The sequence below is a fragment of the Nocardiopsis tropica genome, from assembly GCF_042660575.1.
Lineage (GTDB): Bacteria > Actinomycetota > Actinomycetes > Streptosporangiales > Streptosporangiaceae > Nocardiopsis > Nocardiopsis tropica.
Genome location: NZ_JBHSUF010000009.1, coordinates 274987 through 288334, shown reverse-complemented (window position 1 = coordinate 288334; position 13348 = coordinate 274987). Strand labels below are relative to the sequence as shown.

At 72.4% G+C, this 13348-nt stretch carries 12 protein-coding genes; 1 reads left to right on the top strand and 11 read right to left on the bottom strand.

Features of this window, described 5'->3' with window-relative positions:
- Positions 1-158 precede the first annotated feature (158 nt).
- A complete protein-coding gene (locus ACFQBR_RS17130; RefSeq protein ID WP_344180684.1) occupies positions 159-1019 on the top strand; it encodes a ferric iron reductase in 861 nt (286 codons plus the stop codon).
- Between the two features lie 48 nt (positions 1020-1067).
- Here the strand turns inward: ACFQBR_RS17130 and ACFQBR_RS17125 are convergent, their stop codons facing one another.
- From ACFQBR_RS17125 to tatC, 11 genes are all read right to left on the bottom strand, one after another.
- Positions 1068-2156 carry a DUF4352 domain-containing protein gene (locus ACFQBR_RS17125; RefSeq protein WP_344180682.1) on the bottom strand — a complete coding sequence of 363 codons (1089 nt, stop codon included), beginning with the start codon at positions 2154-2156 and terminating at the stop codon, positions 1068-1070.
- Positions 2157-2472: 316 nt separating this feature from the next.
- A complete protein-coding gene (locus ACFQBR_RS17120; protein ID WP_378553822.1) occupies positions 2473-3678 on the bottom strand; it encodes an MFS transporter in 1206 nt (401 codons plus the stop codon).
- 293 nt (positions 3679-3971) lie between these two features.
- On the bottom strand, positions 3972-5717 hold the full coding sequence (locus tag ACFQBR_RS17115) for a protein kinase domain-containing protein (RefSeq protein ID WP_344180678.1): 1746 nt from the start codon (positions 5715-5717) through the stop codon (positions 3972-3974).
- A 148-nt stretch (positions 5718-5865) separates the two neighbouring features.
- On the bottom strand, positions 5866-6042 hold the full coding sequence (locus ACFQBR_RS17110; protein WP_267945304.1) for a hypothetical protein: 177 nt from the start codon (positions 6040-6042) through the stop codon (positions 5866-5868).
- Positions 6043-6100: 58 nt separating this feature from the next.
- Entirely contained in the window at positions 6101-6607 is a 507-nt protein-coding gene (locus tag ACFQBR_RS17105; protein ID WP_344180674.1) for a flavoprotein, read from the bottom strand.
- Positions 6608-6830: 223 nt separating this feature from the next.
- Entirely contained in the window at positions 6831-7088 is a 258-nt protein-coding gene (locus tag ACFQBR_RS17100) for a hypothetical protein (RefSeq protein WP_378553801.1), read from the bottom strand.
- Between the two features lie 147 nt (positions 7089-7235).
- Positions 7236-7643: an aspartate 1-decarboxylase gene (gene panD / locus ACFQBR_RS17095; RefSeq protein WP_267945307.1), complete on the bottom strand. Its 408-nt coding sequence runs from the start codon at positions 7641-7643 to the stop codon at positions 7236-7238.
- A 192-nt stretch (positions 7644-7835) separates the two neighbouring features.
- Complete coding sequence (locus ACFQBR_RS17090; protein WP_267945308.1) at positions 7836-10676, bottom strand: DEAD/DEAH box helicase; 2841 nt, start codon at positions 10674-10676, stop codon at positions 7836-7838.
- 12 nt (positions 10677-10688) lie between these two features.
- The gene (locus ACFQBR_RS17085; protein WP_267945309.1) at positions 10689-11585 is read right to left on the bottom strand and encodes a diacylglycerol/lipid kinase family protein; all 897 of its coding nucleotides are present in this window, start codon (positions 11583-11585) and stop codon (positions 10689-10691) included.
- 95 nt (positions 11586-11680) lie between these two features.
- Positions 11681-12118, bottom strand: a complete 438-nt coding sequence (locus ACFQBR_RS17080; protein WP_330161567.1) for a DUF397 domain-containing protein — start codon at positions 12116-12118, stop codon at positions 11681-11683.
- 104 nt (positions 12119-12222) lie between these two features.
- On the bottom strand, positions 12223-13053 hold the full coding sequence (gene tatC / locus ACFQBR_RS17075) for a twin-arginine translocase subunit TatC (RefSeq protein WP_267950427.1): 831 nt from the start codon (positions 13051-13053) through the stop codon (positions 12223-12225).
- Positions 13054-13348 lie beyond the last annotated feature (295 nt).

Genomic DNA, 13348 nt, shown 5'->3' with positions numbered 1-13348 from the left:
GGGGAAGGATCCGGGTCACCCCGACGTTCATTGCGACATCACCACTCGTTAGGGTAGCCTCACTTAAGAGACGCAGATGTACCCGTACCCCCGGGGTGTGAACTGCGACAACGCACCCCCGGACACGACGGCATCAGCGACGAAGGGCAGGTTCCGCGGTGACTCCAGACCCGCTCGACACGCTCCGCGACGCCTGCGCGGGGCTCAGGTTCGCGCCTCTGCCCGCCCTCCTCCCCCTCGACGACCTGCACTCCCACGCGGTCGGCGGCGTGCACTGGTACCGGTCCGACTCCCTGGCGTCGGAGGGCTGGGTGCCGGTCCTGTTCGACAAGCTGCAGACCGAGCACGGTCCCGGGCACCGGCTCCCGGCCGCCACCAACTTCCTCCGGGTCACCCTGCGCGAGCCCATTTTCCTGGTCTCCGCCTCCCTGTACCTGACCGGGCGCGCGCCGGTCCTGTCCCCGGACCGCCTGTACCTGCCCTGGGACACCGTCCAGGCGCGGTTTCGCACCCCCGCGTCGGTCGACACCCGATTGGCCGTGCTGCCGGACGACCCGGCCGCGGGCCGTCCCGGGACGGTGGCCGCCCGGGACGAGGACGACCAGCTGCGCCTGGCCGCCGAGGGCCTGTTCGCCACCTTCTCGCCCCTGGTCGAGGCCCTGCACGCGCACTCGCGCGCGGGCAGGCGCACCCTGTGGGGGTGGGTGCTCGACACCCTGCACTTCTACATGCTCAACCCGGCCCGGTACCTGGGCCGCGACGCGGAGGAGGCCTGGGGACTGGCCACCCGGCTGGCGGACGCCGTGGTCGAGGCGGGCGCCGTGACCCGCAAACGGCCCCGCCTGTTCCCCTTCGCCCCGGAGAACCCGCGCGGGACCTGGGCCGTACGGGGCACCTGCTGCTTCGACTACAAGGGCGACCCCGAGCACGGCTACTGCACCACCTGCCCCCTCAAGTGCGACGGCGAGCGCCAGGAGGCCCTGTCCGAGTGGTTGCGCGACCCCGCCCTGGCCCCCTGACGCACGCCTGCGCACAGCCCGGGGTCCTGTGTGCCCCCGCCACCGGCCTCAGGTGACCGGCGCCTCGACCGGGCCGCTGTAGAAGGGCTCGAAGACGACGCGCGCCGCGTCCACCCGGCCCTCGACCGTGATCGCCCCGGACGTGGTCTGTCCCGGGGCGAGGGTCTGCGCGCCGAGCTCGTTGGCGTCCATGCCGATGGCCTCGCTGGTGCTGTGGACGGAGCCCTCCTCGTCCACGATGCTGAAGTAGAGCGGGTTGACGTCCAGCTGTTCCTCGCCGGAGTTGGTGACCGAGACGGCGACGCTCGTGTAGACGCCCTCGGCGTAGAGCGGACTGGGCTCGAAGTCGGTCTCGCCGGCGGTGACCTCCGCGCCCCGGGTCTCGGTCAGCCCCTCGTCCCCGGGGGCCCGCTCCCCGGACCCTTCCGTGGCCCGGTCGCCGACGCCCGCCGAGATCAGCGCGATGGCCGTGCACCCGCCGCCGAGGAGGAGCAGGAGCAGCAGGACTCCGCAGCCGATCCCGATGATCTTGCCCCAGGGCGTGGGTCTGGTCTCCGGCGGTCCGTAGCCGCCCTGGGGCGGGTAGGTGTAGCCGGGCTGCGGCTGCCAGCCCTGGCCGTAGGCGGGTCCCTGCCCGTAGCCCGGCGGGCCGTATCCGGGCGGCTGTCCCGGGCCGTACCCGGGCCCCTGCCCGTAGCCCTGTCCGGGGTCGTGGTGGGCCGCGTATCCGGAATCCGACGCGAACCCGGGCCCCTGGCCGGACGGGTAGCCGCCCGCCTCGCCGTAACCGGGTCCCTGGCCGGAGCTCCGGTCCCCGGGGAGCGGGCCTCCGTCCGGGGCCCCTCCCGCGCCGGCCTCCGAGGTGTCCGTCTCGCCGTAGCCGGGCGGGTACCCCTCGTGCTCGTAGCCCGCCTGCGCGGGCCCGTTGGGTCCCTCGGAGAGTTCACCGGCGCCCGGCGCGGACGATCCGCCGGCGGGGGTCTCCCCCGGTGCGCCGTCCTCCTGCGGGTGGTCGCCGTAGGGCTGCTCCCGGTAGGGGTGCGCTCCGAAGGGCCGGTCCCGGCCGGGGTGCCCGCCCGGGGGCGGGTCCTGCGAGGTGTACCCCTCTCCTTCCCCGCCCTGAGGGGGCTGCCGCATGTGCGGATCGTGGTGGGGGAACTCGTGCGGCGGTTCGCCGGGGGGCTGCCGGCCGCCCTCGACCGGGTCCCCGGGGTCCCCGGGCCTCCACTCCTCCGGCGGGTGGTGGTTCACCGGGTCGGGACGCGGTTCCGACGCTTCCCCCGCCCCGTCCTCGGGCTCTCGACCGGTCACTGAGAACACCCCCTGTCAGCGGAATCCGCCCACCGAGGCCGGTAGGCGCCCCAAAACTGCACGGTAACCGCGGTCCGGGGACTCGTAGGACAGCTGCGGGGGCGTTTCCGGTAAAGGTCCGGATGTTTTTACGGGGCCCGGTTCACGGCGTCCGCGGGGTGCTTCGGGAACGGGACGCCAGGGCGCGCACCGCGAGCACGAACACGGGCAGGGTGAACAGCGCCGCGAACAGGTTGAGTCCGCCGAACCCCGCTTGGGCCAGCACGACACCGGACAGCGCTCCCGCCGCGGCGCCGCCCAGGTTCATGGTGAGGTCGCTGACCCCCTGCACCCGCGGGCGCACGTCCGCCGACAGCGACTCGGCCAGCAGGGCCGTCCCCGCCACCAGACCGAAGGACCAGCCCAGCCCCAGGAGCACCAGCCCCGTCGTCACGAGCACCTCGTCGTGCCCGGCCGTCCCGGACACCGCGGTCGCGACCAGCAGGATCACCTGGCCGGTGAGGAGCACCGGGACCCGGCCGAACCGGTCGGTGAGCCAGCCCACCACCGGCGACAGGCCGTACATGCCGGCGATGTGCAGGGAGATGGTCAGGCCGATGACGGTCAGCGCGGCGCCGTGGTGCGACATGTGCACGGGCGTCATCGTCATGACCGCGACCATCACCGTGTGGCTGGCGACGATGCCCACGATCGCGAGGAGGGCTCCTGGGCTGCGTCCGACGACGCGCAGGGCTCCGGGCACGGACAGCCGTACACCGGCGGGGGCCCCGCTGCGGGCCAGCTCGGTGGTGGCCGTGCGCAGGGGATCGGGGCGCAGCAGGGCGAAGATCAGGACCGCCCCCAGGACGAACCCGGTGGTGGTGAAGACCACGGGGCCGAGCAGCTCGGGGAGGCCGAGGAGGGCGGCGACCCTCCCGCTGGGGCCGATGAGGTTGGGGCCCGCCACCGAGCCGACGGTGGTCGCCCACACCACGACGGACAGGTCGCGGCCGCGCGTGGCCTCGGACGCCAGGTCAGCGGCCGCGTGCCTGGACTGGAGGTTGGTCGCGGTCCCCGCTCCGACGAGCACCATCCCGAGGAGGAAGAGGGCGAACGACTCCAGGACGGTGGCGGCGATGACGGTGGTTCCGCCGACGGCGCCGAGCGTCCAGCCCAGCGCCAGGCCGGGACGGCGTCCCCGGCGGGCGGCCAGTGACGCCAGCGGCAGGGCGAACACGGCGGCGCCCAGGGTGATCATGGTGGTGGCCATACCGGACCAGGCGTCCGAGCCGGACAGGTCGAGCGCGATGAGCGCGCCCACGGCGAGCATGGCGCCCATGCCGATGCCGCCGACCACCTGGGCGAGCATGAGGACGAGGACGGTGCGGCGCTGGATGCGGGCGCGCGCCTCCTCGGGGAGGGCCTCCCCGACATGAGCGTTTTCTGTCGACACGAGGCCTACTCTCCGATTCGTCCTATCTACGGAGGAATCGTAACCGGCCGCTCAGGGGGGCGGACGCGTCGGGTCCCCGCCCCACGGGGGCGGTTCCCGCCCCGTGAACTGCGGCGGCGGACCCGTTCCCCCGGACAGCCGACAGGACGCCCCCGTCCCCGGACAGGACAGGGGCCCGGACCGACGGCTCCGCACCCGGTGGCACTTCCTTACCGACCCCCCTGCCGTCCGGCGGTCTGCTCGACCCAGCGGTCGTCGGCGAACCACCGCAGCGCCGCGCGCAGGCGCTCGATGTCTTGATGCTTTGCGGCACCTATTTCCTTGGCGAGGCACACGACCTTTCCCCCCTGGAAATCCTTGAGCGAGGCGAACTTGGGGAGGTCTTTGCCGGGCCAGATCACGAACTGGGTCTCGACTCCCTCACCGACCAGGCTGACCTGAGTCAGGTCCTGCCAAGAGGCCATCCGCTTTCCTGGCCCCCTCTCAGTCCCGGCCGTCAGGCCGCTGTCGCGCAGACCAAGATGTGGGGAACCTTCGGCAATCGCGGAGACGACCCACCAGACGGCCAGGATGAACCCGGCGGCTATGCACAGTTGACCCAACAGGGGGTCAATGAGACTCGCGATGCTGCTGATGAGGCCGCCGAGGAGCACAATCGAAGCTAGGAGGAAGATTGTTCCTAGGACCTCCGGCACTCCCCAGGATCCTTTGAATTCCACCTCCTCCACCGGTTCTGGCCGGGCATTACTTCCAGTTCCGATGTCGAAGGCCTTCCGAACGGTGCCGCGCGGCTTGAATTCGATGCGGCGCACCGTGCTGCGCCGCCCGCCGGCGTCGACCTGCACGGTGTGCTGGCCCGCCTCCAGGGGGAAGCGACTGTGACCGCCCCCTGGGACGGCCCCGACGGCTATGCCGTCGAGGAGGACCTCCAGCGGCTCCAGGCTGAGGTTGCCGACCACCAGTGCCGCCCGGTCCGGAGCGGCCGTGCCGGGCTCGGAGGCCCGAGACCGCTTCTTCTTCGGCTCGGCCGTCTTCCGCGCAGGAGGCCTTGCCTGCGGTGTCTCGATCCGGGTGTAGGCGAGCGTGTGGCGGGCCAGGGCCTCGGTGAGGTCGTCGGGCAGCCACCGGCCGCCGTCGCGGGCCCGGGTGGAGGCTATGGCGGTCAGGGCCGTCAGCACGTCGTCCAGGCCGGGCCGGGCTGCTGAGTCCTTGGCGAGGCAGGCGCTGATCAGACCCGCCAGGGGCACGGGCAGGCCCGCCAGGTCGGGCTCCTCCTGCACCACCCGGAAGAGGACCGCGAGTGCGGGTCCCTCCCCGAAGGGGCTGCGGGCGGTGGCGGCGAAGGCGAGCACGCATCCCAGGGAGAACACGTCCGAGGCCGGGCCGACCTTCTGCGCCTTCGCCTGTTCGGGGGACATGAACGCGGCGGTGCCCACCACGGTGGAGCTGTGGGTGTGGGAGGTGGTGTCCAGGGCACGGGCGATGCCGAAGTCGATCAGGCGCGGTCCCTCCGCGGTCAGCAGGACGTTGGCGGGTTTGAGGTCGCGGTGCACGATCTGCTGGGCGTGCACGGCGGCCAGGCCCTCGGCCAGGCCGGCGCCGAGCACGGCCACCGTCTCCGCCGGCAGGGGGCCGTGGTCGGTGACGGCGCGGTACAGGGTGGGGCCGGGGATGTAGGCGGTGGCCAGCCAGGGCGGGGTGGCATCGGTGTCGGCGTCCACGACGGGGGCGGTGTAGAAACCGCCGACCTTGCGCGCGGCCTTGACCTCGGCGGCGAAGCGGCGGCGGAAGTCGGCGTCGTCGGCGAGTTCGGGGCGCACGACCTTGACCGCGACGGTGTGCCCGCCGGGGGAACGGCCCAGGAACACCTGGCCCATCCCGCCGCCGCCCAGACGGGCATGCAGCGTGTAGGGGCCGATGTGGGCGGGGTCGCTGTCTCGCAGGGGGTCGGCCATGGCACCGCTTCCAGGGGGTTCGGCTCGGTCGGGAGCAGATGATCCCAGGGAAACCGCCCCTGTGGGCGTTCCTTGCCGGAACCGGCCACCACGGCCTCACCGGCGAGGTCTACCGCGTTGCGAGGTCCCCGGCGATCCTCCCCCGGGGTCATCCCGCGTGGTGGCGGATCCGCTCGCGCGGAAGCAGCGCGAATTCCTCCGCTCCGGCTCCCTCATCAGGGACGGCGGACACCGACCGCGCCCCCGCGTTCCGGGCGTCGGCCATGAAGCGGTTGACCCGTTCGCGGGCCCGGCCGAGCCCGCGGAACACCCGGTCGGTCACCACCGCCTGAATCCAGCCGTGCGGGGGCGGTGCTCCGGGGACCGGGACGGGAGGGCGCCCCCTACGGTACGGCCGCCCCGGCGAGGGCTTCGGCCACCCGGCGCCACGGAGGAAGACCGTGGGCGGGATCGCGCAGAAGCGTGACGTGGGGGATCTCGTCCAGGAGCCGGAGACTGCGGTCCAGTGCGGGATGGCCCGCGAGCCCGTCCCCCGTCTTGGGAACCAGGAGCGTGGGGACGCCGCGCCCGATCATCTCGCAGACGAGCGCGACGGCGAACGTGTCGGTGAGGCCGAGGGCGGTCCTGTTCGTGCTGTTGAAGGACCAGGGGCAGGCGAGGACGGCGTCCGGAGGGGGCAGGCTCGTGCCGGTGCCGGGACGCCGGAAGTCCACGTGGACCGGTTCCCCGGTCAGCGCCTCCAGTGCGTCGAGGTCGTGGAAACGGGTGCCCGTCGGCGTGCACAGGACGGTGACCCGCCACCCCTTCCCCTGGAGCAGGCGGACCAGGTCGGGGGCTGTCTCCTCCGGCCTGGTGGAGGCGGCGGAGAGGGCGAGGTAGAGGGTTCCCATACGTCCGGTCTGTCCGCTGGGGCGGGGGCGCATGCGTGCCACGGGCCCCTGGTTCCTCCGGGCGTCCCCGAGGCGGACGGCGGCGGTACGCACAGGGCCCGGGCCGGTCGGCGCGCCCACGCCACCCGTGGCGCCTCCCACGCGACGCGAACGCCTTACCGCGGTCCCCGTCCGGGGGCGTGTGCGGAACGCGTGCGTTCGGGCCGAATGAGCAGACGCCCTCCTAGGCGCGGCCGTAGCGCCAGCGCAGGAAGTCGTGCTCGCGCTCGACGTAGCGCATCTCGGCGTAGAGGTTGTGCGGGTCGCGCGCACTGATGACGACGCCGCTCTCGGGGACCACCGGCCAGCACGCGTAGGCCCAGAAGCAGCGGGTGTAGGCCCCCCAGACGACGACCCACGCCCCCTGCTTCTGCCATTCGATGTGCTCGGCGATCCGGCGCTGTTCCTCGTCTCCTGTGTCGTCCATGCCGACTGTGGGCATACCCGCCGCCGGGAGGACCGATCAGGCCGGAATCGGCCAGTTTGCAAGGGTTGTAGGTGCGCTCCGAAAGCCGCTGCACGGACAGGACGCCCGTGCCGACGCCGTGGGCGCCGGCACGGGCGTCCGCCTCGCGCGTGTCCGGGCCGGTCAGCGCCCGGCGACGAGTGTCGTGTCGCCGGGGACCGGCTCCGCCGGGTCGTTGCCCAGCTTGACGATCCTGTTGTCGCGGTCCACGTGCACGATGTGCTGGACGTGCTCGGCGCGCTCGGCCTCGTCCACCTGGGCGTAGCCGATGATGATGACGAGGTCGCCGGGGCTGACCAGACGGGCGGCGGCCCCGTTGATGCCGATGACCCCGCTGCCGCGCTCCCCGACGAGGGCGTAGGTGACCAGGCGGGCTCCGTTGTCGATGTCGACGATGTGGACCTGCTCCCCGTCGACGATGTCGGCGGCGTCCATCAGGTCGGCGTCGATCGTGACGGAGCCGACGTAGTGCAGGTCGGCCTGGGTGACCGTGGCGCGGTGGATCTTGCCGTTGATGAGGGTGCGCAGCACTGTTCGAGCCTCGTTTCAGGTGTCTTGCGAACTACAGGCCCCTGTGTCGGGGGTCCCGTGCGTCTCCCATGATGGACCCGGCCGGGAGCGGCTGCGACCACCGGGGTCCCGCAATGCGACGAACGCCCCCGCGACCGCCGGTGTTCCCCGCGGCGGCCGGCCCCACCGGACCGGCCGCCGCGCAGAACGCGCCTAGTTGAACGAGGAGTAGGCGACCACGCCGCGGCGCACCAGGTCGGCGGCCTTGCGCGAGGTGGAGCGCACCTCCGCGTCACCGGTCGCCCCGGCGATCTGGCTGAGCATGTCCACCAGCATCTTGGCGGTGCGCACGAAGTCGCCCGCGGGCATGTCCGCCTGACGCAGGATGTCGTCCAGCCGGTCGCCGCGCGCCCACCGGTGCGCCGTCCACACGAACCCCAGGTCCGGCTGGCGCAGGAACGACACCCGGTGCCGGGCCTCGACCTCGTTGAGCTCGCCCCACAGCCGCACCATCTCGGCGAGGGTCGTCTCGACCGGGCCGGAGGGGACGCGGGGGTAGGCGTCGTCGTTGCGTCGCGCCTCGTAGACCAGGGACGCCACGCACGCGGCCAGCTCCACCGGGTTGAGGCCCTTCCAGACCCCCCGGCGCAGGCACTCGGCGACGAGCAGGTCCAGCTCCGAGTAGATCTTGGCCAGACGCGACCCGTCGTCGGACACGCTGTCCCCGGACAGGTACTCCAGGTCCTCCAGGACGCCGCACACCCGGTCGAAGGTACGGGAGATGACGTGCGAGCGCCCCTCGACCCGGCGGCGCAGCGAGTCGGTCTCACGGCTCAGCCGGAAGTACCGCTCCGCCCAGCGGGCGTGGTCCTCGCGGTCCGCGCACCCGTGGCAGGGGTGCTCGCGCAGCGCGGTGCGCAGCCGCAGCACCTCGGCGTCCTCGCCCGCGTCGCGTCCGCCCCGCTCGTAGACCGGGTCGGTGCCGCGCTCCTTGAGCTTGTTGCGCAGCGTGGAGGCCAGGTCCTGGCGGGACCTGGGCGACTTGGCGGAGAAGGACTTGGGGATGCGCATCCGCCCGGACGGGTGCACGGGAACGGTGAAGTCGCTGGCGTTGACCCGCTTGACCTGCTTGTCCGCCGTGAGCACCAGCGGTGCGGGCAGGTCGTGGCGCAGCCCGGGGTCGAGCACCACGGCGTGTCCGGAGAAGCGGCCCGACGGGATGCGGATGATGTCGCCCGGCCGCAGTTTCTCCAGGCTCTCCAGGGCCTCGTCGCGCCGCTGGGCCGAACGGGTCTTGGAGAGCACGGACTCGCGGTCGCTCAGGGCGCGGCGCAGCGAGGCGTACTCCATGAAGTCGCCCAGGTGGCACTCGGCGGCCTTGGCGTAGCCGTCCAGCGCCTCCTCGTGCTTGCGCAGCTGCTTGACCAGGCCGACCACGGCGCGGTCGGCCTGGAACTGGGCGAAGGACTCCTCCAGCATGGTGCGGCTGCGCCGGCGGCCGACCTGGCCCACCAGGTTGACCGCCATGTTGTAGGACGGCTGGAAGCTGGAGTTGAGCGGGTAGGTGCGGGTGCCCGCGAGGCTGGCGACGGCCTCGGGGTCGGTCCCTGCCTGCCACACGACGACGGCGTGGCCCTCCACGTCGATGCCGCGGCGTCCGGCACGGCCGGTGAGCTGCGTGTACTCGCCCGGGGTGAGCCGGACGTGGGCCTCGCCGTTCCACTTGTCGAGCTTCTCGATGACCACGGTCCGCGCGGGCATGTTGATGCCCAGGGCGAGGGTCTCGGTGGCGAACACGGCGCGGATGAGCCCCCGGGAGAACAGGTGCTCGACGATCTCCTTGAACGTGGGGAGCATCCCCGCGTGGTGGGAGGAGATGCCCGCCTCCAGGGCGCGGAGCCACTGGTCGAAGCCGAGCACGGCCAGGTCGGCCGGGGGGATGTCGGCGCACCGGGTCTCCGCGTACTCGCGGATCTCGGCGGCCTCCTCCGGGCTGGTGAGCACCAGGCCGGAGGCCACGCACTGGCGGACGGCGTCGTCGCAGCCCGCGCGGCTGAAGATGAAGGTGATGGCGGGCAGCAGCCCGTCGTCGTCGAGTTCCTCGATGATGGCCGTCCGGGAGGGCGGCGCGAAACGCGAGCGCGGGCGGATGCTGCCCCGGGCCCTGGACTGCGGGTGGCGCCGCCGGTCGGCCAGCTGGGTGATCCGGGAGTCCTCCTCGGCGAACCGGATCAGGGACGGGTTGATCCGCAGCCTCTGGCCGCCGACCTCGATCTCCCGGTGCTGCTGCGGGCGGCGCCTCTCGCGCTTGCGCTTGCCCTTGCTGCGGTGGCCGCCGGAGTCGGGCTCCTCCTCCGGGCCGGTGTCCTCCTCCATGTCCACGAACAGGTCGTGGACGCGGTTGCCGACCATGACGTGCTGCCACAGCGGCACCGGGCGCTTCTCGTCGACGATGACGGTGGTGTCGCCGCGCACCTGCTGCAGCCACTCGCCGAACTCCTCGGCGTTGCTGACGGTCGCGGAGAGGGCCACCATGCGCACCGACTCGGGCAGGTGGATGATGACCTCCTCCCACACCGCGCCGCGGAAGCGGTCGGCGAGGTAGTGGACCTCGTCCATCACCACGTAGGCGAGCCCGCCGAGGGTGGAGGAGCCCTCGTAGAGCATGTTGCGCAGCACCTCGGTGGTCATGACGACCACGGGGGCCTCGCCGTTGACGCTGTTGTCACCGGTCAGCAGCCCGACCCGGTCGGCGCCGTAGCGCTTGACCAGGTCGTTGTACTTCTGGTTGGACAGGGCCTTGATGGGCGTGGTGTAGAAGCACTTGGTGCCCTCGGACAGGGCCAGGTGCACGGCGAACTCGCCGACCACGGTCTTGCCGGAGCCGGTCGGGGCGGCCACCAGCACCCCGTGGCCGTTCTCCAGGACCCGGCAGGCCCTGACCTGGAACGGATCGAACTCGAACCCGTAGAGGCCCTGGAAGGCCTCGATGGCGGGGCTGGAGGCGGCCTGGCGCCGACGGAAGGCGGCGTACCGCTCGGAGTGACTACTCATATGGCCTCCAGCCTATGAGGTCAGCTCCAACATCTCGACCGATTTGGGGACGACCTCGCAGACCAGTGGCGGCTCCCCGACCCGCTCGCCGTCGGCGTAGGCGGCGCCGGCCGCGGCGCGGATGGTGACGGAGCGGCCGCGTTCGACCACCACCTCGTCGCATCCGGTGTGGCTGCCGTTGAAGACGCGGGGGAACAGGCGCAGGAACCGGCCCACCGGGGCCTCGCGGACGAAGACCACGTCGAGGAGGCCGTCGTCGGGTTCGGCGTCGGGGCACACGAGCATGCCTCCGCCGTAGGCGCTGGTGTTGCCGACCGCGACGAGCATGCCGGGTTCGGCGATGCGTCTGCCGTCCACCTCGATCTCGAAGTCGACGGGCGCGAAGGAGCGCAGTTCCGCGAGCAGGCCCACCACGTAGCCGGCGCGGCCGAGCCTGAACCGGGAGTCGTTGACCCGCTCGTTGACCCTGGCGTCGAAGCCGCAGGCCAGGACGCTGAGGTAGTAGCGCTGGGTGCCGTCGGCCAGGGTCATGCGCACGGTGTCGGCGGGGCGGGTGCGGCCCCGCAGGATCGCGGCGGCCACCTCCCGGGCCGGGCCGCTGGGGCGGCCGAAGGCGCGGGCGATGTCGTTGCCGGTCCCTGTGGGCACCACGGCCAGGGGTACCCCGGTCCCCACGACACCCTGGAGGGCCTGGTGGACGAGGCCGTCACCGCCGACGGCGACGAGGGCGTCCGGGTTGTCGGAGGCGGCCAGGCGCGCCATCCTCCGGCTGTCGGAGGCCGAGCGCCCGGTGTACACGTGCACTCTGGCCCCGGCGTCGCGGAGCGCCTGTTTGAGCCGGACCGCGGTGACGGCGGCGCGGCGCCTGCCGGAGACGGGGTTGACGAGAAGAGCGATGTGAGGGGGCATACCAGTCCTTGCTACCCCGTAAGGGACAGGGAGGGAGTTCGGAGCTGTGGAGGTCGCCCGCGCACCCCTCGCGCCCGGGTGCGCGCGGGGGTGCGTCAGGAGGTCTCGGAGGCCCCGGCCCGCTGTTCCCGCTGTTCGGCTTCCTCACGCTGGCGGCGATGGTACTCCTCCATCGCCTTGGGGGTGTTCAGCGGGGAGGGCACCCACGCGACCTCGACGTCGACCTCGCCGTTCTGGATCCGGCGCTCCTCCTCGGTGAGGTACTCCTCGGGGATGTCGAACTCGCCGTCACGGGCGCCCAGGACGAAGGCCTCCCACTCGGCGGGGGTGAAGTACAGCGTGCCCTTCTCGGGGGACTTGCCGTCGCGTACGGCGCGGAAGCCGTCGTCGAAGGTCGCGACCTCCACGACCGCCTCGGACTCCTCCTTGGACAGGGAGGAGCGCATCCAGACGGCGTCGGTGGTGTCGTGCCACTTCTCGTTGCCCATGGCCTCGGGAGGGAGCTCCCGTCGGGCTTCTCTCTGCTCACTCATCGGTCTTCCCCTTCTCCGCGGCCCGGGTCGGCCCGGGGGTGCACCGGAGCCGACGGTGGGACGAGCCCGCCCCACCGCCCGACCCTAGCGTGTGCCGGGGCCCCTCATGAGCGTTTTCCGGACTCTTCTCCCACGTCGGGCTCGTCCAGGGCGGACGGGGTGTCGTCGAGTTCGGAGATCTCGTCGTCGTCCAGGCCGGCGTAGGGGTCGTCGCGCTTCTTGCGGCGGTCGTTGAGGAAGGCGAACAGCTCGGCGATCTCGAAGAGGACGACGAGCGGGACCGCCAGCGCGAGCATGGAGATCGGCTCGGCCGGGGTGATGACCGCCGCGATCACGAACGAGGAGAAGATGATGACGCGGCGCCACTTGGCGATGGCGGCGTGCGGGAGGACCCCGGAGATGTTGAGCAGGACCACCAGCAGGGGCAGCACGAAGCCGATGCCGAACATGCCCATCATGATGAGCATGTAGTTGAGGTACTCGCCGATGGTCAGGAAGGGGTCGGCGTCCTCGGGCAGGAAGCCGAACAGCATGGTCAGCGCCATGGAGGTGATGGCGTAGGCCAGGGCCGCGCCACCGGCGAACAGCAGGGCGGCCAGCGGCGCGAAGAGGTAGGCGTACTTCTTCTCTCGCCCGTGCAGCGCGGGGGCGACGAACGCCCACAGCTGGTACAGCCAGAACGGCGCGGAGACGAGTGCCCCGACGAACAGCCAGACCTTGAAGGCCACGAAGAAGGCGTCGAAGGGGCCGGTGACGATGAGGGAGCAGTCGTCGGGTCCGTTGACCTGGGACACCGGCAGGGAGCAGTAGGGCTCGACCAGGAACGCCCACACGTAGTCGTAGACGAGGTATCCCACCACCGCGCCCAGGGCCAGCGCGATGGCCGCCTTGGTCAGTCGGCTGCGCAGCTCGCGTAGGTGCTCCATGAGCGGCATCCGGGCCTCCGGATTGGCCGCCCGGCCTCGTGCGCTCATCGTGTGGTCACTCTCTTCTCCTCCGGGTCCGCGCGGTCGGCGCGGATCCCCATGACAGCCGTGCGGCGCGGCGCTCCTGCTCGGCGCCGCGCCCGTGTCGCTCCCGTGTCCGACACCGGGGGGTGCCCGTCACGGGAGCCGCCCGCCTCTCGGCGTCGGGCGCCCGGCGGCGCCGCCCTCGGGCGGGCCGCTGAGGCGGAACCGCGGCGTCACGCGGTGCGGGGGGCACCGCGGAGCGCGGCTCCACGCGGATGTG